The 26,759-nt window shown below is 59.7% G+C and carries 17 protein-coding genes; 15 read left to right on the forward strand and 2 right to left on the reverse strand.

Annotated features, from left to right (window positions below; translation table 11 throughout):
* The first annotated feature begins 30 nt into the window (after nt 1-30).
* The 14 genes from LPU83_RS58980 (at nt 31) to LPU83_RS59040 (ending at nt 20,071) form a co-directional block, all read left to right on the forward strand.
* Complete coding sequence (locus tag LPU83_RS58980; protein ID WP_024313247.1) at nt 31-1,089, forward strand: dipeptidase; 1,059 nt, start codon at nt 31-33, stop codon at nt 1,087-1,089.
* 48 nt (nt 1,090-1,137) lie between these two features.
* On the forward strand, nt 1,138-2,781 hold the full coding sequence (locus tag LPU83_RS58985) for an ABC transporter substrate-binding protein (RefSeq protein WP_024313246.1): 1,644 nt from the start codon (nt 1,138-1,140) through the stop codon (nt 2,779-2,781).
* Nucleotides 2,782-2,799: 18 nt separating this feature from the next.
* Nucleotides 2,800-3,867 carry an ABC transporter permease gene (locus tag LPU83_RS58990; protein WP_024313245.1) on the forward strand — a complete coding sequence of 356 codons (1,068 nt, stop codon included), beginning with the start codon at nt 2,800-2,802 and terminating at the stop codon, nt 3,865-3,867.
* Nucleotides 3,864-4,799, forward strand: a complete 936-nt coding sequence (locus tag LPU83_RS58995; protein WP_024313244.1) for an ABC transporter permease — start codon at nt 3,864-3,866, stop codon at nt 4,797-4,799. Before LPU83_RS58990 ends, LPU83_RS58995 begins: the two co-directional genes overlap by 4 nt.
* On the forward strand, nt 4,796-5,629 hold the full coding sequence (locus tag LPU83_RS59000) for an ABC transporter ATP-binding protein (protein WP_024313243.1): 834 nt from the start codon (nt 4,796-4,798) through the stop codon (nt 5,627-5,629). Before LPU83_RS58995 ends, LPU83_RS59000 begins: the two co-directional genes overlap by 4 nt.
* The gene (locus LPU83_RS59005) at nt 5,626-6,375 is read left to right on the forward strand and encodes an ABC transporter ATP-binding protein (RefSeq protein ID WP_024313242.1); all 750 of its coding nucleotides are present in this window, start codon (nt 5,626-5,628) and stop codon (nt 6,373-6,375) included. Before LPU83_RS59000 ends, LPU83_RS59005 begins: the two co-directional genes overlap by 4 nt.
* 160 nt (nt 6,376-6,535) lie before the next feature.
* Nucleotides 6,536-6,730 carry a hypothetical protein gene (locus LPU83_RS59010; RefSeq protein ID WP_024313241.1) on the forward strand — a complete coding sequence of 65 codons (195 nt, stop codon included), beginning with the start codon at nt 6,536-6,538 and terminating at the stop codon, nt 6,728-6,730.
* 122 nt (nt 6,731-6,852) lie between these two features.
* On the forward strand, nt 6,853-7,017 hold the full coding sequence (locus LPU83_RS73175; RefSeq protein ID WP_167546217.1) for a hypothetical protein: 165 nt from the start codon (nt 6,853-6,855) through the stop codon (nt 7,015-7,017).
* Nucleotides 7,018-7,324: 307 nt separating this feature from the next.
* Nucleotides 7,325-7,489 (forward strand): DUF1328 domain-containing protein, encoded by a 165-nt coding sequence (locus LPU83_RS59015; protein WP_024313240.1) that lies wholly within the window; start codon nt 7,325-7,327, stop codon nt 7,487-7,489.
* 360 nt (nt 7,490-7,849) lie between these two features.
* Nucleotides 7,850-16,369, forward strand: a complete 8,520-nt coding sequence (locus tag LPU83_RS59020; protein WP_024313239.1) for a GH36-type glycosyl hydrolase domain-containing protein — start codon at nt 7,850-7,852, stop codon at nt 16,367-16,369.
* Between the two features lie 100 nt (nt 16,370-16,469).
* Complete coding sequence (locus LPU83_RS59025) at nt 16,470-17,690, forward strand: OpgC family protein (protein ID WP_024313238.1); 1,221 nt, start codon at nt 16,470-16,472, stop codon at nt 17,688-17,690.
* An 11-nt stretch (nt 17,691-17,701) separates the two neighbouring features.
* Nucleotides 17,702-17,932, forward strand: a complete 231-nt coding sequence (locus tag LPU83_RS73500) for a hypothetical protein (RefSeq protein ID WP_024313237.1) — start codon at nt 17,702-17,704, stop codon at nt 17,930-17,932.
* Between the two features lie 112 nt (nt 17,933-18,044).
* Complete coding sequence (locus LPU83_RS59035) at nt 18,045-19,079, forward strand: aspartate-semialdehyde dehydrogenase (protein ID WP_024313236.1); 1,035 nt, start codon at nt 18,045-18,047, stop codon at nt 19,077-19,079.
* Nucleotides 19,080-19,252: 173 nt separating this feature from the next.
* Nucleotides 19,253-20,071, forward strand: coding sequence for a lytic murein transglycosylase (locus tag LPU83_RS59040; RefSeq protein ID WP_024313235.1), 819 nt, complete (start codon nt 19,253-19,255; stop codon nt 20,069-20,071).
* A 58-nt stretch (nt 20,072-20,129) separates the two neighbouring features.
* On the opposite strand, the gene LPU83_RS59045 is transcribed toward LPU83_RS59040, so the two are convergent.
* Complete coding sequence (locus LPU83_RS59045) at nt 20,130-20,771, reverse strand: carbonic anhydrase (RefSeq protein WP_024313234.1); 642 nt, start codon at nt 20,769-20,771, stop codon at nt 20,130-20,132.
* Between the two features lie 73 nt (nt 20,772-20,844).
* A complete protein-coding gene (pdxY, locus tag LPU83_RS59050) occupies nt 20,845-21,720 on the reverse strand; it encodes a pyridoxal kinase PdxY (protein ID WP_024313233.1) in 876 nt (291 codons plus the stop codon).
* A gap of 253 nt (nt 21,721-21,973) precedes the next feature.
* Between pdxY and LPU83_RS59055 the strand changes: the two genes are divergently transcribed.
* Nucleotides 21,974-26,749, forward strand: coding sequence for an NAD-glutamate dehydrogenase (locus tag LPU83_RS59055; protein ID WP_024313232.1), 4,776 nt, complete (start codon nt 21,974-21,976; stop codon nt 26,747-26,749).
* Nucleotides 26,750-26,759 lie beyond the last annotated feature (10 nt).

Genomic DNA, 26,759 nt, shown 5'->3' on the forward strand with positions numbered 1-26,759 from the left:
TATCGCCCGCCCGGGCACACAGGAACGCAGATGCAATTCGTATTCGACGGCCATAACGACGTCCTCCTCCGGCTTTGGACACATGAACGGGATGGTGGCGATCCAGTCGCTGAATTTTCAAACGGAACAGACCTAGGCCATATCGATGCCCCGCGCGCCAAGGCTGGCGGGCTGGCCGGCGGCCTATGCGCAATCTACGTGCCCTCCGGCGATCTCGTTTTTGCCGATCCCGACAAGAACGGCCACTATGTCACCCCGCTTGCCGCGCCCCTCGAACCGCTTCCCTCGCTGAGGATCGCTACGGAAATGGCCGCGATCGCGCTTCGCCTCGACCGCGCAGGCGCCTGGCGCCTCTGCCGCAGCGTCAAGGACATTCGCCAAGCGATGGCCGACGGCGTCTTCGCGGCTGTGATGCACATGGAAGGCTGCGAGGCCATTGGCCCCGATCTCGCAGCGCTCGAAGTGTTCCATGCCGCCGGCTTGCGGTCACTGGGACCGGTATGGAGCCGGCACAATGTCTTCGGCCACGGCGTGCCCTTCGCATTTCCGATGTCGCCGGACACCGCGCCCGGCCTGACCGAGGCAGGCTTGGCGCTTGTGCGCGAATGCAACCGGCTCGGCATCCTGATCGATCTGGCGCACATCACCGAGAAAGGCTTCTGGGATGTTGCAAAGACAACCGATCAGCCGCTCGTGGCCAGCCACTCCAACGCTCATGCGCTAACGCCCGTTGCTCGTAATCTCACTAACAAGCAGCTCGACGCCATTAGAGAAAGCCGCGGCCTCGTCGGCGTGAACTATGCGACCGCGATGCTGCGCAGCGACGGTCGCTCCGATGGCGACACACCGCTCAGCGACATGGTGCGCCATATCGATTATCTCGTCGAGCGCATCGGCATCGATTGTGTGGCTCTCGGCTCGGACTTCGATGGCGCAACCATTCCCGAAGAAATAGGGGATGCCGCCGGTAACCAGAAGCTGATTGCCGCCCTCCAGCGCGTTGGCTATGGTGCACGAGATCTCGAAAAATTGGCCAGCGGGAACTGGCTGAGAATTCTGACTTCGGCGTGGGGAGAAGAGTACGCCTAAGCTTGCCTATCGCTTTGTATTGAAATGGAAAACAGGGGAACAAAAACCATGATAGTCAGCAAATTCAACCGCACCTTCCGTCTGCTTTCGGCAGGCGCCGCTCTGTCGATCATGATGGCCGCCGCACCGGCTGCCTTCGCGGAAACGCCGAAGGACACGCTGGTCGAAGGCTTCGCCATCGACGACATCATCACCATGGACCCGGGTGAGGCGTTCGAACTGTCGACGGCCGAAGTTACGAGCAACACCTACAGCCTGCTCGTCCGTCTCGACATGAGCGACACGTCGAAGGTCAAGGGCGATCTCGCCGACAGCTGGACGGTGTCTGATGATGGCCTGACCTACACCTTCAAGCTCAAATCCGGCCTGAAGTTCGCCTCCGGCAATCCGATCACCGCCGAAGACGTTGCGTGGTCCTTCGAGCGCGCAGTCAAGCTCGACAAGAGCCCGGCGTTCATCATTACCCAGTTCGGCATCAATGGCGACAACGTGACCGAGAAGGCAAAGGCGACAGATGAAAACACCTTCGTCTTCACAGTCGACAAGCCTTACGCGCCGAGCTTCGTTCTGAACTGCCTGACGGCAACTGTTGCCTCGGTCGTCGACAAGAAGCTGGTCATGGAGCACATCAAGTCCGTGACGCCGAGCGCCGACTACAAGTACGACAACGACTTCGGCAACGAATGGCTGAAGACCGGTTATGCAGGCTCCGGCGCTTTTAAGCTGCGCGAATGGCGCGCCAATGAAGTTGTCGTGATGGAACGCAACGACAATTACTATGGCGACAAGGCGAAGCTCAACCGCGTCATCTATCGCTTCATGAAGGAAAGCTCGGCGCAGCGCCTGGCGCTGGAAGCAGGCGATATCGATATCGCGCGCAACCTGGAGCCCGGCGATCTGGATGCGATCGCCAAGAATGCCGACCTGACGACCGTCGCTGCGCCGAAAGGGACCGTCTACTACGTCAGCCTCAACTCCAAGAACGACAACCTGAAGAAACCGGAAGTCCAGGAAGCCTTCAAGTATCTTGTCGACTATGATGCGATCGGTTCGACGCTGATCAAGGGCATCGGCGAAATCCACCAGACCTTCCTGCCCAAGGGCCAGCTCGGTGCGCTCGATGAAAACCCTTATAAGCTCGACGTGGCCAAGGCGAAGGAACTGCTTTCGAAGGCCGGCCTGAAGGACGGCTTCTCGGTGACGATGGACGTTCGCAATACGCAGCCGGTAACGGGTATTGCCGAATCCATCCAGCAGTCGCTCGCCCAGGCCGGTATCAAGATGGAAATCATCCCCGGCGACGGCAAGCAGACCCTGACGAAGTTCCGTGCACGCACGCATGACATGTACATCGGCCAGTGGGGTTCGGACTATTTCGACCCGAACTCGAATGCCGACACCTTCACCACCAACCCAGACAACTCGGACGCTGGTACGGTCAAGACGCTCGCATGGCGCAACACCTGGGAAGCGCCAGAGCTCGACAAGGAAACGAAGGCTGCATTGCTGGAGCGTGACGGCGCCAAGCGCGCTGCCATGTACGAGGACATCCAGAAGAAGTTCCTCGCCAACAGCCCCTTTGTGATCATCTTCCAGCAGATCGAAGTCGCAGGCGCTCGCAAGAGCTTGAAGGACTTCAAGCTCGGCCCGAGCTTCGACACCAACTATGTCGGCCCGATCGGCAAGGAATAATCCGGCAGGATTGATCCGTTGAGCATCATTGAGACAAAGACGGAGGTACGGCCCAAACCGGGCCGTGCTGTTCCCGTTGCCAAGGCGGTCGGGCGATTTCTTGTCGCCGCCGTCACCACTTATCTCGGCCTCCTGGCCGTGACTTTCTTCATCGGCCGCGTCGTACCGATCGATCCGGTCCTTGCGATTCTCGGCGACCGCGCGCCGACACATGTCGTCGAACGCGTCCGACACGAGCTCGGTTTCGACCTGCCGCTCTACCAGCAGTTCTACATCTATCTGAAGAGCATCCTTTCGGGTGACTTCGGAACCTCGGTGCTGACCACCAATCCTGTCATGGTCGACATCAGGCGCGTCTTTCCCGCGACGATCGAGCTCGCAACGCTCGGGACGATCATCGGCTCCGCAATTGGCGTCCCGCTGGGCGTCCTCGCTGCAGTCCGGCGAGGCAGCACGGCCGACCAGGTCGTCCGCGTCATTGGCCTGATTGGCTATTCCGTGCCGATATTCTGGCTGGCACTCATTTCGCTTGTCATCTTCTACGCCCAATTGCGTTGGGTGGCCTTCCCCGGCCGCATTGATATTGTCTTTGAATACAGTTTCACGCCGGTGACCGGCTTCTATCTCCTCGACAGCGCCATGCAGGGGCAATGGGACGTCTTCTATGACGTTTTTCGCCACATCATCCTGCCGGCCTCGTTGCTCGGCTATTTCTCGCTGGCCTACATCAGCCGCATGACCCGAAGTTTCATGCTCAACGAGCTGAGCCAGGAGTATGTGGTCGCGGCGCGCGCCAAGGGACTAACGGAAACCCGGGTGATCTGGGGTCACGCATTGCGCAACGCCGCGGTGCCGCTTGTAACCGTCATTGCACTTTCATATGCCGGCTTGCTTGAGGGTTCGGTGCTCACCGAGACTGTGTTCTCCTGGCCGGGCATCGGGCTCTACATCACCAATTCCCTTCAGAACGCGGATATGAACGCCGTCCTTGGTGGCACCATCATTATTGGCACGGTTTTCATCGGCATCAATCTTCTGTCCGACCTTCTCTACCGGACGCTTGACCCCAGGACGCGAAGCCGATGACGGTTCCCGCAAATCAATCAGCGCCACTGAGCCGCCGCGAGTGGCTGCTTTCCGATCGGCCGCAGTCGCGCACGCAGGCGCGATTGGGCCGAGCCTACGTGACCTGGCGCCAGTTCAGCGCAAACCGCCTCGCCGTCGTCGGTTTGCTGATCATCATTGCGCTCCTGTTTGTGGCTGCCTTTGCGAATGTACTTGCAACCCATTCGCCTGTTGTGGGCGACCTGAAAAATGCGCGTTTGCTGCCGCCGGGCTCAGAGGGCTATTGGCTTGGCACCGACGATCAGGGACGCGATATCTATTCCCGCCTCATCTATGGCTCTCGTCTGACCCTGCTCGTCGTCGTTCTCGTCGCAGCCATCTCGGCGCCGATCGGCCTGATCGTCGGGACGGTGTCGGGTTATGCCGGCGGCTGGGTCGATGCGACGCTGATGCGCATTACCGATATCTTCCTGGCATTCCCGAAGCTGGTTCTGGCCCTCGCCTTCGTCGCGGCGCTCGGGCCTGGCATCCAGAACGCCATCATTGCCATTGCTATCACCTCCTGGCCGCCTTACGCCCGCATTGCGCGCGCGGAGACGCTAACCGTGCGACGCTCCGACTATATTTCCGCGGTCAAGCTGATGGGCGCATCACCTTTGCGGATTGTGGTCCGGCACGTCATGCCGCTATGCCTTTCCTCGCTCATCGTGCGCGTCACACTCGACATGGCTGGGATCATCCTGACAGCCGCCGGTCTCGGCTTCCTCGGTCTCGGCGCGCAGCCTCCGTTACCCGAGTGGGGCGCGATGATCGCCTCCGGCCGGCGTTTCATCCTGGACCAGTGGTGGGTCGCCGCAATGCCTGGTTTCGCTATCCTGATCGTCAGCCTCGGCTTCAACCTGCTCGGCGACGGCCTGCGCGATGCGCTTGACCCGAAGGAGAGCGGCCAATGACCGAGCTCCTCACGGTTCAAAACCTCAAAGTCAGCTATCCCACGCGCACGGGCGTGATCGAAGCAGTCCGCGGCGTCTCCTTTGCCCTTGGAAAGGAACGCCTCGGTATTGTCGGCGAGTCCGGCTCCGGCAAGTCCCAGACGGGGCGCGCCATCATGGGGCTAACCCCGAAACACGGCATCGTCTCGGCCGACAAGCTCGACTTCAACGGCATCGATCTTCTCGCCGCATCCGCCAAGCAGCGCCGACAGTTGCGCGGCAAACGCATCGCGATGGTTCTCCAGGATCCCAAATATTCGCTCGATCCCGTGATGTCGATCGGCCGGCAGATTTGCGAAACGTTGCGAACCCATGAAAGGGTCGGCAACGCGGAGGCGCGCGATCGCGCGCTGGCGATGTTGGAGGCGGTTCAAATCCGCGACCCGAAGCGGGTATTCGACCTCTATCCGCATGAGGTCTCGGGCGGCATGGGTCAGCGCGCAATGATCGCCATGATGCTGATCGCCGATCCGGAGCTCTTGATCGCCGACGAACCGACCTCCGCGCTGGATGTCACGGTCCAGCTCGACGTTCTCCGGATCATGGACCGACTCGTGTCGGAACGCGGAATGGGGCTGATCTTCGTGTCCCACGACCTCCGCCTGGTTTCGTCCTTTTGTGACCGCGTCATCGTTATGTATGCCGGCAAGGTTGTCGAAGAACTCAAGGCATCGGAACTTAAGAACGCGCGCCACCCATACACGCAGGGCCTGTTGAACTGCATGCCCCAAATTGGCGAAAGCAGGCATCCCCTGCCGGTCCTCGATCGCAAGCCGGAGTGGGCCGCATGACCATCGCACTGTCAGTCGATAAGCTGAGTGTAATCTATGATCACTTCCACGCGCTAAAGGACGTCAGCGTCGATATCGAGACCGGCGGGTCATTCGGCCTAGTGGGCGAGTCCGGATCCGGAAAGTCGACCTTGCTCCGTGCTGTTGCTGGCTTGGCGCCGGTGGCGAGCGGCAGCATCAGAATCCATGGCGATCCCCTCGTCGGCGCCAAGCGATCCAAGGCCTTCTACAGACAGGTGCAGATGGTCTTCCAGGATCCCTATGGGTCCCTGCACCCCCGCCAGACCATCGATCGCCTCCTGCTCGAGCCGCTGGCGATACATGGCATCGGTGACAATGACATGCGGATTGCCCGCGCCCTCGATGAAGTCGGGCTTGGAAACGGCTTCCGCTTCCGGTACCCGCATCAGCTTTCTGGCGGTCAACGCCAACGAGTTGCGATTGCCCGCGCATTGATCGTCGAGCCGACGATTCTCCTGCTTGACGAGCCGACCTCGGCTCTTGACGCCTCGGTGCAGGCGGAGGTTCTGAATCTGCTCGAGCAGATTCGTCGTGATCGCAAGCTGACCTTCGTTATGGTCAGCCATGACCTCGGCGTCGTCACGCATATGTGTGATCGCCTGGTAGTGATGCGCGACGGCACCGTCGTCGAGCGACTGACCGCGACGCAGCTGGCGCAGGCAGCCGTGACGGAGGACTACACGCGAAATTTGATGATCGCCAGCAAGGGCTTCGTAAAAGCTTGAAGGGCAATCCTTTCGAAGAATTGATTTCGCTGAGGCTCGCTGGACCTCAGCCTTAACGATCAACTAAAACACGACCATTCGACTAGACTATTGACACCTCCCTTACTTCTGTCATGATCCGGTTAACGCCCGTTAATTTTCGTGATCATGGAGATCAGGCATGTTTTTTCTCGGCGGCATGACAATGGGATACCTGCAGCCACCGGCCAAAACCGATAGAGAAGCTGCAATCTCGACATCCATTCCCGCAGAGAAAGACCGGCGCTTGCTGGAAACGCCAGAAGCAGCGGTGAGGCCGCGCTATGGTGCCGGGAACGAGCGTTCCCTGCTCTGGGCGTGGCGAACTCTCGTCTAGGCACAAACGGACGGATTTTTTAACGCCGCCTAGCAGGACAGAATTTTATCTCTACTTATCAGATAGAGAAAATACGAAAACACGCTCTAACAAAAAGAAGCGCGGAGAAACGGAGGCAGCACATGGCAGACTTGGGTATCTCGCACGCTCATGTGAATCAATATGGTTCCGTCCAGACCAAGAAGCCGGTCACGGCACGCAGCAAGATTCAGCTTGTCGTTCACGCAACGCTTGTCACGGCGGCATTTCTTTTCGTCGCAGCCCTCGTCTTTGGCGTCGTCGGATAAGCCAAGAGCACGTAGCAGTCGGAAGATGCCGTGTCGGAACCATCCCGGCTCATCCTCTCGTCACATTCATTGTGAAAGGGAAAATGACGATGAAAGGCATTTTGCTTTGGTTGATCGGTATCCGATCCCGGTGATTATTCTACTCTGTCTCTTCCATGCAGTTTAAGACTGCGTTCGGTTGCCGGTATTGCAAAGGCGCGTCGATTTGGACGCATCTTTTCTGTTGGCTGAAGCCGGCCTTGGAGCTCCAACGGAACCAATAGGGCGACCTCCCGTTATTTTGTCAGCAAAGACAAAGGAGATCGCCATGCTTTACTATGCACTTGTATTTCTCGTTGTGGCGCTGATCGCCGGCGTTTTGGGCTTTGGCGGCATTGCAGGTGCTTCGGCGTCAATCGCTCAGGTTCTTTTCTTCCTGTTCCTGATCCTGTTCGTCGTCTCGCTGGTTGTGCGCCTCATGCGGCGCGCTTGACAAAAACATTGGTGTAAAATGGGAAACCGGCGCTTGCCCAAGCGCCGGTTTCCTTTCGACCGCAGGAAATATCCGCACGGTGCCCGATTGCATCCTTTGAAACATCTTGACTTGAATTATCGCAATGGTGTCCAACTTTCCCGGAATGGCTCCGAAAGGGTGGAGGGCGCAACGGAGCCGTGTTCGCACATCGCCCACATAGGTCGCGTTTAAACCGTTTCGCATCGTCGGTTGATTACCGCTTCGATCTTGCTGTCCGGGATCAGGAAACCTCGGCACTGTTCATGCGGCAGTCATATTTGGCAGTGCAAAAGGCTACGCAAAATCATCATAACTTTGTTTGGATCCAGAACCGAACCCATGTCAATTTCCGCCACGTCTCCGAGCCCGTCCCGCGAGTCCGAAACGAAGCAGATCGATCATAACGACTCGATCCGCTCAACGTATCTTTCCATCGAGGATATCAAGGCAATAGGCGCCTCCGTCGCCGCCCGCGGCGTCGACTTGCTGCCCGCTTTTGCGCCCTTCGATTTCTTCGCGCGGCATAAGGAAAACGAGAAGGAAATCCTGCGGGTCTACCGCACCACGGCAACGGACGTGGAATCGGGTGAAACGATCACTCCCGCAGCGGAATGGCTGCTCGACAACCACTACATTGTCGAGGAAGCGATCCAGGAAATCCGTCGGGACTTCCCGCGGCGCTTCTATCGGGAACTGCCGACGATCGACATCAGCGGTGTGCAGATTCCGCGCACGCTGGCGCTCGCGTGGCTTTATGTCGCCCACACCCACAGCACGATCTCGCAGCAAAGCCTGACGGCCCTCGTCGATGGCTTCCAGCAGAGCGAAACGCTGAGGATCGGTGAACTCTGGGCACTGCCGTCGCTTGTTCGCTATGTGCTCGTGGAAAACCTGCGTCGCATTTCGATCCGCGTCGAGCGCAGCCGTCGGTTGCGTCGACGCGCCAACGAGGCTGCAGACGAGCTTGTGCGGCTGACGGACCCGGGAAGGGCGGCCGAGTATCTTAGGTCGCTGGAGTCTCTTGCCGACGACAACACCTTTGCGACGCAGTTCCTCTATCGCATGCGCGACGGCTCGCAAGCGTCCAGCGTGGCGATCACATGGCTGGACGAGCGTCTTGAAGCCCTCGGCCGTGACACCGAAGAGGCGACGATGGCGGAACATAGCCGCCTGTCCTCCGGCAATGTCACGATGGGCAACATCATCCGCAGTCTTCGCGAGATCGACGACACCGAATGGTCGGTCTGGGTCGAGCAGGTGAGCCATGTTGACAAGCTGCTGTGGGACCATTCCGACTACGGTGATCTTGATTCCGGCTCGCGCAACAAATACCGCAAGCAGATCGAAAAGCTGGCCAAGCGCTCGCCACTGTCGGAAATGGAAATTGCCCAACTGGCGCTCGATATGACTGAGGAGGCGAAGGCCTCCGGCGAGACGCAGCCAAATGAACCAAACGTCGGTGGCTTTCTCACCGGTGCCCAACGGCCAAAACTCGAGGCGCGATCGAACTACCGCCCAACGCCGACGCAGCATTTTGTCCGCGCCGTTCGCCGATTCAATTGGCTGTCGATCGCCGCTCCGGTGATCCTGCTCACGATCATCGCGATGGCGGTCGTCGGCAAGTTCATGGCCAGTGCAGGCATGGGACCGCTGGAAATCGCGATCCTGCTGATCATGTTCTCGCTTCTGGCCTCCGAAGGCGCGACCGGTCTCTTCAACACCGTGCTGTCGTTCTTCGTCATACCGGCTCGACTGGTCGGCTACGAATTCAAGGAAGGCATTCCGGAGGAAGCACGCACGCTTCTGGTCGTTCCCTGCCTTATCTCCAACCGTGACAGCGTCGATGAGCTGGTCCGAAATCTCGAGGTCCACTACCTCGCCAACCCGCGCGGCGAAATCTACTTCGCGCTGCTCAGTGACTGGCCGGACAGCCAGGCCGAGGAAACGTCTGCCGATCTTGAGGTTCTGGACTACGCTCGCCGCGAAGTCGCAAACCTCTCGGCGCGCTATGCCTTTGATGGCAAGACGCGTTTCTATCTCTTGCATCGCCGCCGGCTCTACAATCCGTCCGAAGGTGCCTGGATGGGATGGGAACGCAAGCGCGGCAAGCTGCACGAATTGAACCTGCTGCTTCGCGGCGACCGTGATACGACCTACCTTCCGGGTGCAAATATCGTACCGGCAAACGTTCAGTACGTGATGACGCTCGATGCCGACACACGCCTTATGCGTGATGCGGTCACGAAGCTCGCAGGCAAGCTCTACCATCCGATCAACCGTCCGGTCATCAATCCGGCTACGGGTCGCGTCGAAAGCGGCTATGGCGTGCTGCAGCCGCGCGTTACCCCATCCCTGACAACAGGCAAGGACGCTTCGGTCTTCCAGCGCGTGTTCTCGATCAACCGCGGCCTCGACCCGTACGTCTTCACCGTCTCCGACGTCTATCAGGATCTGGCGGGTGAGGGCACTTTCACCGGCAAGGGCCTTTATCATGTCGATGCCTTCGAAGCGTCGCTGAAGGGGCGCATCGAGGAAAACTCGGTGCTCAGCCACGACCTGCTCGAGGGTTCGATGGCCCGTTGCGCGCTGGTCACCGATCTGGAGCTCGTCGAAGATTTCCCGATCCGTTACGAGGTCGAAACCTCGCGCCAGCATCGTTGGGCGCGTGGCGACTGGCAGCTGTTGCCGTACATGTTCAATCCGAAGCACGGCGTGACCGGGCTCGGCCGCTGGAAGATGTTCGACAATCTCCGCCGCTCGCTGACACCGATCGCCTGGTTCTTCGCCTCGGTGCTCGGCTGGTATTTCATGAGCCCACTCGGCGCACTCGTCTGGCAGATCCTCTTGATTTTCTGCCTCTTCGTCGCTCCCACGCTCTCGCTTATCCACGGCATCATTCCCCGCACCAGCGATATCGTCGCGAGGGCTCACCTTTACACCGTTTGGTCCGACATTCGCGCGGCCAATGCCCAAGTGGCCCTGCGGATCGTCTTCATCGCCGATTCCGCTTGCATGATGGCCGATGCCATCGGTCGCTCGCTCTATCGCCTGCTTTTCAGCCACAAGCTGATGCTGCAGTGGCGAACGGCAGCCAGTGTCCAGGCCGGCAAGCAGGGAACGATCCGGTCTTACTACAAGGCAATGTGGCACGCCCCGGTGCTGGCCCTTCTCGCGCTCGGCTTTGCCGCACTTTCCGGCGACAACGCCTATCTCGTCGGCGTTCCTTTCGCCCTTCTCTGGTTCCTGTCGCCACTGGTCGCCTACTATGTCAGCCAGTCTGCCGAGACCGAAGACCGGCTTGAGGTCGCCGATTCCGTTTCCAGCGAACTCCGCAAGATTGCCCGCCGCACGTGGCGATATTTCGAGACGTTCACGACCGCCGAACAGAACTACCTGCCGCCGGACAATGTTCAGGAAACGCCGCATGTGATCGTGGCGACGCGCACGTCTCCGACCAATATCGGCGTCTACCTGCTATCCGTCGTCTCCGGCCGCCATTTCGGATGGTTCTCCTTCGAGGAAACCATCGAGCGGCTCGAACAGACGATCGCAACGATCGACAGGATGGAGAAGTTCCGCGGGCACCTGTTCAACTGGTATCACACCGATACGCTCGAGACGCTTGGACCGCGCTATGTTTCCGCAGTCGATAGCGGCAACCTTGCTGGCCACCTCATCGCGATCTCGTCCGCCTGCCGCGACTGGGCGGAAGCGCCGTCAGCTCATATGCAGGGCAACCTCGACGGCGTCGGCGATACTGCCGGCATCCTTGCAGAAGTGCTGTCCGAGCTGCCGGACGATCGCAAGACGGTTCGCCCGCTGCGCCGTCGCCTGGAGGAACGAATCATCGGCTTCCAGAACGCGCTGGCCGCAGTCAAGCGCGAGCACGAGTTCGCATCCATTCGCATCATCAACCTCGCCGTACTGGCGCGTGATATTCAGAAGCTCGCTGCCAACCTCGACCACGAAGTAAAGTCTGCTTTGAGCGTCGAAGTCACGCGCTGGGCGGAGTCTCTGGTCAAGATCTGCGAAGCCCACATCTCCGACAGCACTTTTGATCTATCCAACATCGACGCGTTGCGTCCACGTCTGACTGCCTTGCGCGACAAGGCACGCGACCTCGCCTTCTCGATGGACTTTGGTTTCCTGTTCCGACCCGAGCGGCGCCTGCTCTCCATCGGCTACCGGGTGGAAAGCGGCGAACTCGATCAGGCGTGTTATGACCTACTGGCGTCGGAATGCCGCCTCACCAGCCTGTTCGGCATCGCCAAGGGCGACTTGCCGACAGAGCATTGGTACCGACTCGGCCGCCAGGTCGTTCCGGTTGGCTCGCGCGGTGCACTCGTCTCCTGGTCCGGCTCGATGTTCGAGTACCTCATGCCGCCGCTCGTCATGCAGGAGCGCGGCGGAGGCATCCTCAACCAGACCAACAATCTGGTCGTGGTCGAGCAAATGAACCATGCTCGCAAGCTGGGAATTCCGTGGGGTATTTCGGAAGCGGCGTTCAATGCGCGCGACCACAACCTGAACTACCAGTACACGAACTTCGGCGTACCATCGCTCGGCCTGAAGCGTGGCCTTGGCCACAACGCGGTTATCGCGCCCTATGCTTCGATCCTCGCCAGCCAGTACGATCCTGACGCGGCACTTGAGAACCTTCAGCGCCTGCGCAAGCTCGGCGCGCTCGGTAAGTTCGGCTTCCACGACGCCGTCGATTTTACGCCGACCCGCGTGCCCGAAGGTAAGACTTGCGCGGTCGTCTACAACTACTATGCTCACCATCACGGCATGTCGATCGCGGCCGTCGCGAACGTGGCCTTCAACGGCCACTTGCGCGAACTCTTCCACTCGGATCCGGTGATCGAGGCTGCCGAGCTCCTTCTCCAGGAGAAGGCACCGCGGGATATTCCGGTCATGAGTGGCAAGCACGAGTCCGATACGCCAGCCAGCATCCAGGACGACCTGTTGCGTCCTGAACTGCGCAAGATCTATGATCCGGCATCGCGCGACCGCGAGCTGGTCTTCCTCTCGAACGGCCACTACTCGCTGATGCTGACTGCAACCGGCGCCGGCTATTCCAGGTGGAACGGCCAGTCGGTCTCCCGTTGGAAAGCCGATCCAACCGAGGATCGCTGGGGTAGCTTCATCTTCCTGCGCGATACCGCAACCAACGAATGGTGGTCGGCGACCGCGGAGCCAAAGAGCGTCGAAGGCGAGCAGGTCAGGGTTCTCCTTGCCGACGAAAAGGCGGAGTTCACCAAGACCGTCGGTGACCTTACCAGTGAGGTCGAGTGCATCGTCGCCACTGAGCACGACGCCGAAGGCCGACGCCTGACGCTCGTCAACAGCGGAACGGAGGATCGCTTCATCGAGGTGACCTCGTATCTCGAACCGGTTCTGGCGACGGACGATGTCGACAACGCACACCCGGCGTTTGCCCGGATGTTCGTCAAGACGGAAATCGGCAAACGCGGTGACGTCATCCGCGTCGAGCGCAACAAGCGCGATCCGAACGAGCCGAACATGGCCGTTGCTCACCTTATCGTCGACAACTCCGGTTCTTCGCGCCACACCGAGTTCGAGACCGACCGCCGCAAGTTCCTCGGACGGGGACGCACCCTCTCGAATGCTGCCGTTTTCGACCCTGGCGCGACCCTTTCCGGCACCGACGGCTTCGTTCTCGACCCGGTTCTCTCCCTTCGCCGCACGGTCCGCGTGCCGCCCGGCAAGAAAGTCAGCGTCATCTTCTGGACTGTCGCTGCCCCGAGCCGCAATGAGGTGGACCAGGCCGTTGATCGGTATCGCCACGCGGACGCCTTCAACCACGAGCTCGTCCAGGCATGGACCCGCACGCAGGTGCAGATGCGCCATGTCGGCGTCACGTCGCAGCAGGCGGTAGCCTTCCAGCATCTCGGCCGCCACCTGGTTTATCCGGATATGTATCTGCGCGCCGATGCGGCCGCAGTCGCCGCCGGCATGCAGTCGCAGTCGTCGCTTTGGCCGCTGGCAATTTCGGGGGATTTCCCGATCTTCACCCTGCGCGTCAATGATGACATGGATCTCGACATTGTCAGAGAGGCATTGCTTGCGCAGGAATACCTTCGCTCGCGTGGCGTCACCGCCGATCTGGTCATCATGAACGAGCGCGCCTCATCCTATGCGCAGGACATGCAGCACGCCGTCGACCAGATGGCAGAAAACGTTCGCCGTATGGGTCAGGCCGATGGCTTGCGTCAGCACATTTTTACGGTCCGCAAGGATCTGATGGAAGAGTCGACATATCACGCCCTCATCTCCGCCTCGCGCGTGACCTTCCACGCCAAGAACGGCAAGATTATCGATCAGATCAATCGCGCCGTCGCGCTCTTTTCCCCAAGCAAGGAAGAGCAGCAGGAACTGGAACGCGCCGACCGGGCAAAGACGCCTGTCAAGCTGGTCGCCGCGGCACCCGCCTCATCGCCGTCAAAGGTGGTGATCGAGGAGGAAGGCGACCTTAATTTCTGGAACGGCATCGGCGGTTTTGCCGTCGACGGTCGCGAATATGTCGTGCGCCTTCCCGGGGGTCACGCGACGCCTCATCCGTGGATCAATGTGATCTCGAATGAGAAATTCGGCTTCCACGTGTCTGCGGAAGGAGCGGGTTTCACGTGGAGCGTAAACTCGCGCGATTATCAGCTGACCTCGTGGTCGAATGACGCGGTCATCAACCGCCCAGGTGAAGCGATTTACGTCGTCGATCGCGAGAGCGGCGCGGTGTTGACCCCGTTCGCGAGCCTCTCGGAGCGTCAGGATATTCGCTTCGAAGCACGACATGGTCTGGGCTATTCCGTATTCTCCAGCGTCCAGAACGAAATCGCGCTTGAGGTCACGCAAACCGTCGATCGCGAGAAACCGGTCAAGCTGCAGCGGATCCGGCTACGCAATACCGGCTCCAGACCAAGAAAGCTGCGGCTCTACGGCTACGTCGAGTGGGTTCTGGGCAACAACGCGCAGAAGTCTGCACCGTTCATCCTCTCTGAGCACGACGAGGAGACGGGCGCGCTGCTGGCGAGCAACAACTACAGCATCGATTATTCCGGTCGCGTGACTTTCTTTGTGGCCAGCGAGAAGCCATCGAGCTTTACCGCCAGCCGTCGAGAATTTATCGGCAAAACAGGTACGATCCAGACACCGCATGCACTGAGTTCGGTGGCCAACCTTTCCGGCACGACCGAACTCGACGGCGACCCGGCAGCGGTTCTGGCGATCGATATCGAGATCGGACCGGACGAGGAGCGGGATGTCTGCTTCTTCCTCGGCGAGACCGAGACGAAGGCCGAGGCGAGGGCGTTGATCAGCGATATCCGCAAGATCGCCTTCGAGGACGTTGTCCAGGCAAACCGTGCCTTCTGGCAGGGTTTCACTGGGAAGCTGCAGGTTTTCACGCCCGATCAGAGCATGAACAATCTGATCAATACGTGGCTGCCCTACCAGAGCCTTGGCTGCCGTATCATGGCGCGTACGGCCTTCTATCAGGCGAGCGGTGCCTTCGGCTTCCGCGACCAGTTGCAGGATACATTGGCATTCGTCATCCATGAGCCGTCGATTGCCCGCAAGCAGATCCTGAACGCCGCCTCGCGTCAGTTCCGTGAAGGTGACGTTCAGCACTGGTGGCTGCCCGGTACTGGCGCCGGCGTCCGGACAATGATCTCGGACGATGTTGTTTGGCTCGCCTACGCGATCCATCACTACTGCAGCGTTACGAGCGACAAGAGCGTCCTCGACGAGCAGCTCGCCTTCCTGGAAGGGCCGGCGCTCCTCGAGGGCCAGCACGATTCCTTCTATCTGCCTGAGGTCTCCGACGACACGGCGAGCGTCTACGAACACGCCGCCATCGCGCTTGATCTCGCGATCGCCCGGAAGGGAAAGAACGGGCTGCCGTTATTCCTTGGCGGCGACTGGAACGATGGCATGAACCGCGTCGGCATCGGCGGCCAGGGAACGAGCGTCTGGCTCGGCTGGTTCCTTGCGGGCGCGCTGCGCTCGTTTACCGCCTATGCGCGGGAGCGGGGCGACACGGCACGTGTCGAGCAGTGGACCAAGCACCTGGCAGAGCTTAAGGCTGCGCTTGAAACTGCAGCTTGGGATGGCGCCTACTACAGGCGTGGTACGTTTGACGACGGCAGCTTGCTTGGTTCGAAGGAAAGCCTCGAATGCCAGATCGACTCGATCGCCCAGTCCTGGAGTGTGCTATCCGGCGAAGGAGATCCGGCGCATGCTGCGAAGGCGATGAACTCGGTCTTGGATAAGTTGGTCGATCCCGAAGCGCGGATCATCCGCCTCTTTACCCCGCCCTTTGCTAACTCGGCTAAGGATCCGGGCTACATCAAGGCCTACCCGCCAGGTGTTCGCGAAAACGGTGGTCAGTACACCCATGCCGCGACCTGGGTCGTCATGGCGCTGGCCGAGCTTGGCCGCGGCGATGACGCTCTGCGTTGTTTCGAACTGCTCAATCCGATCAGCCATGCGCGTGACCCGGTTTCGGCGGAGCGCTATCGCGTCGAACCCTACATCATCGCAGCTGATGTCTACGGCGAGGGCACGCTCACCGGGCGCGGCGGCTGGACGTGGTACACGGGCTCGGCCGGGTGGCTCTACCGGGCGGTGACCGAGGGCATCCTTGGCATCCGGGTAAAGGACGGTTGCTTGTACGTGCGTCCGGCACTGCCGAGCACATGGGACGGCTTCTCTGCCGAGATCGAGCATGCGGGTGCTAAATATCTCATTTCGGTCTCAAAATCGTCCCATCCTAAAGGTTACGGTGTCACCATCAACGGACGCGAAGTCACCGATCCCGACGAGGGATATCCGGTCGGATAACAGCATTTTTCCACGCTAATCATCCGGCGATTCGTTGCGGCCAAAAGGGAACCCTTTTGGCCGCAACTGCGTTTGCAAAATCGGAAAGCAGGAGAAGTCCATGGCAATAGCGCTCGAAGGAACGATCAGCGCCAAGCAAAGTTCTGTGACGATAGCGACGCCGAAACGTGACACACGATTGGACGTTCTGCGCGGACTCGCGCTCATCACGATTTTCATCAATCATGTTCCCGGTCAGATTTTCGAGAACCTCACAACCAAGAATTTCGGCTTCTCGGATGCGGCCGAAGGCTTCGTCCTGATCTCCGGCATTGCCGTCGGTCTGGCCTACGGATCGCGCTTTCAGCCAGGGGCGTGGCTGCAGACGGCAACAAAAGCCACGAAGCGAGCATTCACGCTTTACCTGGCTCACATGATCACGACATTCATGACGCTCGCCCTATTTCTCACCGGCGCATGGATCTTCCATCGGCCCGGGCTTTTGTGTGAGATCAACATCCTTGCAGTCCTCACCAATTTGAAGGCCGGGATCCCCTCGTTGCTGCTACTCGGGCATCAGATCGGTTACAACAACATTCTGCCGATGTATGGCGCGTTGATGTTGATGGTCCCGATCATCCTTCTGCTCAATGCGGCAAGCCCCCTCCTTGCCCTCGCCGTTTCGGGCACTGTCTGGCTGTTTGCCGGCGTTTACGAGATTGCTCCGCATAACATGTTGATCGAAGGCTACTGGTTCCTCAATCCGTTGTCCTGGCAGTTCCTCTTTACGATCGGCATCGTCGGAATGATGCATGTGCGCCGCGGCGGCAAACTGCCGCAGCACCCAATTCTTTTTGCGCTCGCGGCCGCCTATATCGTGTTGTCCTTTGCCTGGGTTGTCGGTCAGCTCTGGAGCTTCGGAATCGCACTGACGTCGCTCGGGCTGCCGCCCGTACTGACGGGCTTCGACAAGACGTTCCTGTCGTTACCGAGGCTGCTGCACGTTTTGGCGTTGACCTATCTCGTCATCAACATTCCGGCGATCTCACGCCTGCTTCAACGGTCCACGGACAATCCGCTGACCGTCCTCGGTCGCCATTCGCTGAGCATCTTCGTCGCCGGCACCATTCTGGCGATGGTTGGTCAGGTCGTGCTCTACATCAACAATCACGATCAGATCGCCGGGCCAGTCTTCGTGGTCATCGGCATCGCCATCCAGTTCGCCTACGCCTACCATCTTGAGCGCAAGCGCAGGCTTGAGATGGGGGACCATAGGAGATTGCCCGATCGAAGCATGATTCCGGTTCCCGTGCGCGTCGATCGTTGGCGGGATCGGCGCTAGACGCCGGCGGCATGAGGGCTGCTGGAAGACCGACCATCGGCCGCCACGCTGCCGCATCTGATCGCAAAAACCTTGACTCCTGTGGAAAACCTTTTAAGAGCAACGGCGGAAAAGGGATATCCATGGTTCGCGACGAACACGCCATTGCTGCATGCAATGACCTGGCACAAAATGCCGGGATGGGTACTGCCGTTCCGGTTTCTTCCAAAACCAAGGCCAAAACGACGACGAAAACCGTCTGACGTCTCTGGCCTGCCGCTCTCTCCCCGGCCCGGCTGGGGACAAGGAAGCCGCGATGTTTTCGCGCTTCCCCCTCACCGGATAAGAGGAGAGAAGAGAAAGAGAGCTTGAGAAATGGGTTTTAAAGTTGCAGTTGCGGGAGCGACCGGAAATGTTGGCCGGGAAATGCTCAACATCCTCTCCGAGCGCGGTTTCCCTGCCGACGAAGTCGTAGCGCTTGCGTCTGCGCGTTCGCAGGGCACTGAAGTTTCCTACGGCGACAAGACGCTGAAGGTCTCCAACCTTGAAAATTACGACTTCTCCGATACCGACATCTGCCTGATGTCGGCCGGCGGCGAGGTTTCCAAGAAGTGGTCGCCCAAGATTGGCGCCCAAGGCTGCGTCGTCATCGACAACTCGTCGGCATGGCGCTACGACGCGGACGTGCCGCTGATCGTTCCGGAAGTCAACCCGGACGCAATTGCCCAATTCAACAAGCGCAACATCATTGCCAACCCGAACTGCTCGACTGCACAGCTCGTCGTGGCGCTCAAGCCGCTGCACGACTTCGCCAAGATCAAGCGCGTGGTCGTTTCGACCTATCAGTCCGTTTCCGGCGCCGGCAAGGACGGCATGGACGAGCTGTTCAACCAAACGCGCGCCGTCTTCGTCGCGGATCCGATCGAGAACAAGAAGTTCACGAAGCGCATTGCCTTCAACGTCATCCCCCACATCGACAGCTTCATGGAAGACGGTTACACGAAGGAAGAGTGGAAGGTTCTCGCCGAGACCAAGAAGATGCTCGATCCCAAGATCAAGGTGACCTGCACGGCAGTTCGCGTTCCGGTCTTCATCGGCCACTCTGAATCGGTCAACATCGAATTCGAGAACGAGATCACCGCCGATCAGGCTCGCGACATCCTGCGCGAAGCTCCCGGCTGCCTCGTCATCGATAAGCGAGAGAACGGCGGTTACATCACGCCGTACGAGTCTGCCGGCGAAGACGCGACCTATATCTCGCGCATCCGCGAGGACGCGACGGTCGAGAACGGCCTGAATATTTGGGTGGTTTCCGACAACCTCCGCAAGGGGGCTGCTCTTAATGCGATACAGATCGCCGAGCTGCTTATCAATCGCGGACTTGTGAAGCCGCGCAAGAAGGCGGCCTAACCAACTGTTAACTGTGATTTGTTAAGTCCCGCTTATTAAGATAGGGCTTGCTTGGCGCGGGTTTGCTGTTTTTGGCTTCCCGCGCTTGCCAATACAAAGATGGTGACAATATTGCCGAAAGCGGGCCGCTGGCCCGGTTTGAAGGCTAGTCAGATCGGGATCGGGGTATCTCCATGCGCATGACAAAATTATTGCTGGTAGCTGCGGCCGCCTGCATTCTCCACGCAGTTCCTGCAGCCGCCAAGGCCGCCCAGTGCGGCAACAACGGTGCCGGCTTCGATGAGTGGGTTGGCGAGTTCAAACAAGAGGCTGCGGCACAGGGTATCAGCCCCAAAACTCTTGATCGCGCCTTCGCGAACGTCGCCTACAACAGACCCACAATTGCCGCCGACCGCGGCCAGAAGAGCTTCAAGCTTTCCTTCGATGCCTTCATGCAGAAGCGTGGCGGCGCGACAATCATTTCACGCGGCAAGGGGATGAAGCGCTCCAATGCAGCCCTCTTTGCATCGATCGAGCGCCGCTTTGGTGTTCCAGCCGGCCCGCTGATCGCGATTTGGGGCATGGAGACTGGATTCGGCAGCTACATGGGCAACCAGCACACGCTGTCGGCCGTGTCGACGCTCGCTTATGATTGCCGGCGCTCTGATTACTTCACCGACCAGCTTTACGCAGCGCTGCAACTCGTCTCGGAGGGTTACCTCAGCCCGCAGGCGCGCGGCGCAGCCCACGGCGAGATCGGACAGACGCAGTTCCTGCCGCGCAATGTCGTGCGCTTCGGGGCCGATGGCGATGGCGACGGCCGCGTCGATATGGTTGGCTCACGCGCTGACGCGCTTGCCTCAACTGCCAACTTCCTGAAAGGCCATGGTTGGCAGGCTGGTGCCGGCTATCAGCCAGGCGAGTCCAACTTCGCAGCCATTGCCGGCTGGAACGCGGCGACGGTCTACCAGCAGGCAATCGCCTACATAGGCCAGCAGATCGACGGCAACTGAGAAGAGTTCAACGTACGCCAAGAGCGCCGAACCGAAGTTCGGCGCTTTTTATTTTCGCCTAGACGTCAGGGCGAATGAAGTCACGGGTTTCAGCGTCCATAACCCACAGCTCTCCGGTCGAAATGTCAAACCAGGCACCGTGAAGCGCTATCTTGCCGGCGTCTTCCAAGGCCTTGATGTCCGGAAACGTCCTGAGATTCTCGATCGAATTGCGGATCGACACGCGCTCGAGGGCGGTTTGGCGCTCGGCGAGAGTCATGACATCATTGGCGCCGATCTGCTCAGCCGCAGGCCTGACCAGCGACATCCAGCGTCCGATAAAGTCACCCGGCGACAGGGGCTCAGCATTCGGGTCCAGCGCCGCCCGAATACCCCCGCAACGGCCATGACCCATGACGACGATATCGGTAACCTTCAGCACCTGGACTGCGAATTCCAGCGCTGCCGACGTCGCGTGGAAATGGCCATCCGGCTGATAGGGCGGCACCATGTTGGCAACATTCCGAATGACGAAAAGTTCACCGGGGCCTGCGTCGAAAATCAGTTCGGGGGCAGCGCGCGAGTCCGAACAGGCGACCACCAGCGTACTTGGGTTCTGGCCGTGCTCTGCCAGTGTCCTATAGCGATCGCGGGCGTCCGCATAACGCCCGTTCATAAAGTTGCGATAACCGTCCAGAAGGGTGCTTGGAAAACGCTGCATGATCTTCGATTACAGCCTACGCCCCCCAAGATCAATATCGCACTGCAAGATATGAAATGCGGGTGCGTGACCGTTACCCCTTGCGCCTTTGTGCCGGGTGCAACAAGCGTCGCATCTGGACCATCGCCATCGGCGTTGCCAGGCTCGACGAGTCGCTTGCCAGTGTCAATTCATCACTGCCCCGCTTCACGGCGCGAGCGAGCACCTCGTAGACGCTCGCCGTTGCAAGCTGAAGCGCCTTCTCATCCTCCATGCCGGACAGGAGCCGCGATAGAAACAGCGCCGCGAGAAGATCACCAAGGCCATTCGGCGGCTTGTCGATAAGGCGATGTTCCGCCAGCAGCGCATGGCGCCCCGAGAGATAGAGATTCCCTGTGCCGCCAGCCATCATGGGCACGGCGGAGGTCACCAGCATGCGGGACGGTCCCAGCGATAGGGCAGCATCCATGATCGCTGTATTGTCCTCCAGCGGAGCACCGGCGAGCCAGGCGAGTTCATATCGATTGGGCGTTGCAAGCGAAGCGAGCGGTATCAGATGATCCCTGATTGCCTCGGCCGTTGGCTGCGGCACGTAGAGACCGCCCAGATCCCCCATGACCGGATCACAAACATACAGCAGCTCCGGCTTCCGCTCCCGCAAAGCCGTCACCAGGCGGGCAACCGAGCGCGCCTGCGCGGCATTGCCGAAATACCCCGAGAGAACAGCCTTCACTTCGCCGATCCAGGGCGCGCGGATGAGATCGTCGATCGCCGCATCAAAATCGGCTTCCGCAAATGTGAGCCTTGTCGACGGGCCGTGACCGGGGTGCCACGGAAGCACGATCGTCGGCAGTGCCCAGACCTGATGGCCTAGAGTCTCTAGTGCAAAGACCGCCGCACGATTTCCGACGGAACCACGGACAACGTGGCTGGAGATAACGATGACAGTTCCTGCGGCGTTTTCCGACATGATGCTCCACTCGGCTTTCGATGAACGTTGATCTCCTTTTTGCGGCTTCACTGTCAACTGCTCTTCACACAGGCATGAAAACGTCGGCTCCGAGAAATTCCATATGTCTACGACGAAGCAAAATCTTTCGAAAATTTGCGTTCGGGTGGTCAAAAACGCATGAAAGCTGCCTCGTATTGCGCTCTTTTAGAGATTCTTTCGTCAAATCTTCTGTTACTTTGCGCTAAATCGAGGAGATGAGGGAGTATCTGCGATGGCTGGTCGAAACAATCCGAAACGAGAAAAACAGCTCGAAAGCGCGACCAAAATCGCGGCGGCAACCGGGGAAACCTCTCTCGATCCCGAGTTTTTGTTCGGCCGCGCGAGCGGCGACGATCTGGAACACTACACACCGGAAATGCTGGCGCTTTCTGCCGTGCATTCGGCAAAGGAATTAGCAGCCTGGGCGGGCAATTCGGCGCGCATCACCATCGATACCATCGCCGATGTGGAGCCCGACGGCGTTGCCGTTTCCATTCTCTCGGTCACCGACCACAACATGCCGTTCCTGTATGAATCGGTGATGGGCGAGGTCACCAGCAGCTATCGCGACCTCTATATGGCCGTGCACCCGATCCTAGTGCTGGAGGAAGGCAAAGCGCCGGAACTTTACTCCGCTGATCTCCCGAGCGAGCCGGTCAATCGCGTCAGCCATATCCAGCTGCACCTTGCGCCTCTGACGGCGGCCCAGGCCGCCGACCTCATCAAGCGGGTGAAGACCGTGGTCGAGCAGGTGCGCGTGACGGTGTCCGACTGGAGGCCTATGCTGGAGAGGCTCGGAACGGTGATCGATGAGCTTTCCGCTTACAAATCCAGCCGTAGGAAGGCGGAACGGGATGAAGCGCTTGCCTTTCTGACGTGGCTACGCGATGCAAACTTCACGTTCCTCGGGATGCGAGAATATGTCTACTCCGGAAAAGGCGCCAGCGCGAAGGTGGAGCGGGACAAGGGCACCGGTCTCGGCATTCTCTCGAACCCCGACGTGCTTGTTTTGCGCACCGGCAAGGACGCTGTTACGACAACACCGGAAATCCTGGCATTCCTGGATGGCCCGGATTTCCTGATCGTTACCAAAGCCAACGTGAAGTCGATCGTCCATCGCCGCGCCTATATGGACTATGTCGGGGTCAAGCGCTTTGACGCCGACGGGAATGTGACCGGCGAGTTGCGCATTGTCGGCCTCTTCACCTCGACCGCCTACACATCCCTCGCCAGCGATATCCCGCTGCTCCGCTCCAAAATCGAGCGGGTGAAGGAACACTTCGGCTTCGACCCGATGAGCCACTCGGGCCGTATGCTGGACAACACGCTGGAATCCTATCCGCGCGACGACCTCTTCCAGATCGACACGATGCTCCTGGCCGGGTTCGCTGAGCAGATCAACGATCTCGCCGACCGGCCGCGAGTCCGCGTCCTGCCCCGCATCGATCATTTCGACCGTTTCGTTTCAGTGATCGTTTACGTGCCGCGCGAAGAGTACGATTCGATCGTGCGTGAGAAGATCGGAGCCTATCTGAAGACCGTCTATGATGGCCGTGTCTCGGCTTACTACCCGGCCTTTCCTGAAGGCGGCGTTGCCCGCGTCCACTTCATCATTGGCCGGTCCTGGGGCAAGACGCCACGCGTGCCACAGGCAAAGCTAGAGGAAGCTATTCGCGCCATCACCGCACGCTGGGATGATCGCTTCGAAACCCTTGCCGGGCCGAAGGCGCCACGCCTGCAGGTCAGTCACGCTTTTCAGGATCTCTTCACGCCGGAAGAGACCTTTGGCGATCTGGGGGACATTGCTGCATGCGCAGCCGGAGAACCGATCCGTATCACTTTTTACACGCGACAGAAGGACGGCGTTGAACTGCTGTGCCTGAAGATCTTTCACTCTGGTGGCCAACTCGCCTTGTCCCGCCGCGTCCCATTGCTTGAGAATCTGGGTTTCAACGTCATCAGCGAAGGAACCTTCGATATCGATGTGACCCTGCCCGGCGGCTCGGAGAAGCTGGTCGTGCTGCATGACATGGAGCTCGAAGCTCGAGGCGGCATTGAAATCGACCTCCACCGACATGGAGCGACGTTGGAGGAAGCCTTCCTCGCAGCTTTCAGCGGAGTCATCGACAATGACAACTTCAACCGGCTGATCGTCTCGGCGGGACTGACCGCGCGCGAAACCAGCGTGCTTCGCGCCTACGCACGTTATCTGCGCCAAGCGGGTATTCCTTACTCGCTGGACTATATCGCAACGACGCTTGACAAATATCCGGCAATCGCGGCGATGGCCTTCCGGCTATTCCACGACACGCTCGATCCCAAGATCACCGACAAGACGCGGATGAAGAAGGTGAGCGAACAGCATGAAAAGATAGAGGCGGCGCTTTCCGACGTTCCGAGCCTTGATGACGATCGAATCCTGCGCCGCTACGTCAACGTCGTGGACGCGACACTGAGGACCAACTACTTCCAGCGCAATCAAGACGGCTCACCGAAGGCGATGCTGGCTTTCAAGCTTGACCCGCATCTGGTCGACGGATTGCCCGAACCACGGCCGTTCCGCGAGATGTTCGTCTATGGCGTCGAAGTCGAAGGCGTACACCTGCGCTTCGGCAAGGTGGCGCGTGGCGGCCTGCGTTGGTCCGACCGTGCTGAAGACTATCGAACCGAAGTGCTGGGGCTTGTGAAAGCGCAACAGGTCAAAAACGCGGTCATCGTGCCGGTTGGCGCGAAAGGTGGCTTCTATCCGAAGAAGCTCCCGGTCGGCGGCAGCCGCGACGAGATCTTCAACGCCGGTCGCGAAGCTTACAAGACCTATATTCGCACGCTGCTGTCGATCACCGACAACATCAGTGGCGCCGATATCGTGCCGCCGAAGGACACGGTAAGGCTCGACGGCGACGACCCCTATTTTGTCGTGGCAGCCGACAAGGGGACCGCAACCTTCTCGGATACCGCCAACGCTCTCGCGCAGGAAGCTGGCTTCTGGCTTGACGATGCCTTCGCGTCAGGCGGCTCGGCTGGGTACGACCACAAGAAGATGGGCATTACTGCACGCGGCGCCTGGGAAACGGTGAAGCGACATTTCCGTGAAATGGACATCGACATCCAGACCACGCCGTTTACGGTTGCAGGCGTCGGTGACATGTCCGGCGACGTGTTTGGCAACGGCATGCTGTTGTCGCCAAAAATCCGGTTGGTCGCCGCTTTCGACCACCGCGACATCTTCATCGATCCCGATCCGGACATGGAAAAGGCCCTTGCCGAACGGCAGCGGCTTTTCAATCTGGCGCGGTCGAGCTGGCAGGATTTCGACAAGGGTGTCCTTTCGAAGGGCGCCATGATCATTTCGCGATCGGCAAAGTCCGTCACACTGACGCCCGAAGCGGTGGCTGCGATCGGCATCGACAGGGCCGTGGCAACGCCGTTCGAGATCATCACGGCCATTTTGAAGAGCCCGGTCGATCTGCTCTGGTTCGGCGGTATCGGCACTTACGTCAAAGCGCCGTCAGAAACAGACGCCGAGGTCGGCGACCGTGCCAATGACCCCATTCGGGTAGCGGCGGAAGACGTGCGCGCCAAGGTGATCGGCGAGGGCGCAAATCTTGGTGTCACGCAGAAAGGCCGTATCGCCTACGGACTGAGGGGCGGGCGCTGCAATTCCGACGCGATTGACAATTCAGCCGGCGTCAACACGTCAGACGTCGAGGTCAACATCAAGATCGCGCTTGCCGCTGCGATGCACGATAATCGTCTCACGCGGGCAAAGCGCGACCAGCTGCTGTCATCGATGACGGAGGAAGTCGGAAAGCTTGTGCTCAGGAACAACTATTTGCAGTCTCTGGCGATTTCGCTGATTGAGCGCAAGGGCACAGCCAACGGGCTGGAACTTGCCCGGCTCATGACGGTGTTCGAAGGCGCCAAGCAATTGAACCGCAAGGTGGAGACGCTACCCGACGATACGGTCCTTGCCGAGCGCTATGCGGCAGGCAAGCCACTGACCCGACCCGAGATCGGCGTTCTACTTTCCTATGCCAAGATCGTGTTGTTCGATGCCCTGGCAGCCAGCGATTTGCCTGACGATCCCTATTTCGCTGCGACGCTTTCGAACTACTTCCCCGCAAAGATGCGGAAGACGAACGCGTCTGACATCGACGCCCATCGTCTGAAACGCGAGATCATTGCGACCGTGCTCGCCAACGAGGCCATCAACCGAGGTGGCCCCGGCTTCGCCGTCAGCATGATGGATGCCACAGCGGCATCCGCGCCTGAGGTCGTTCGGGCGGCAATCATCGCCCGTGACGGCTTTGATCTCGGACGGCTTTGGACGGAAACGGATGCATTGGACGGCAAGATTGGCGGCCAGATGCAGAACCGCATCTACGAGGAAATCAGCCACACGTTCACGCTGCTGACGCGCCTCCTTCTGAAGACACAGATGGCCAAGGGCGATATGGCCGCAACGATCGAAGGACTTCAGACTGCCCTGAAGAAGCTCAAGCCGATTTTCGCCAACCAGACGGTGCCAGAGCTCGAGGCGCGCCAGCAGGAATATCGCGACGCCGGCGTGCCCGATAAGCTGGCCGCCGAGATCTCAGGGCTGCTCGGCTTTGCGCTCGTGCCCGAGATCATGCAGATCGCCGAACGCACGGGCGAACCGCTGGCTCGCGCCGCGGAAAGCTATTTTGCCGTCTCCCAGACCTTCCGGATCGGACGGTTGCTCGCCGCCGGATCGCGGATCATCACAGCCGACCATTACGAGAACCTGGCGCTGGCACGCAGTATCGACCAGATCGCCAGTGCGAGACGTGATATCGTCATTTCGGCACTTGCCAACCATGGGAAGGACAAGCTTCCGGTCCAGGCTTGGCATGCCGGCGATCGCGTCAGGATCAACCGGATTGCAGAAGAACTATCCGGGTTGAGCGAGAGCGGCGATCCGAATCTTGCCCGGATCACTGTCGCCGCGGGTCTGTTGACCGACCTTGCGCGCGACGGGACGAGGTGACACAGTTCCG

The sequence above is a fragment of the Rhizobium favelukesii genome, assembly GCF_000577275.2.
Lineage (GTDB): Bacteria > Pseudomonadota > Alphaproteobacteria > Rhizobiales > Rhizobiaceae > Rhizobium > Rhizobium favelukesii.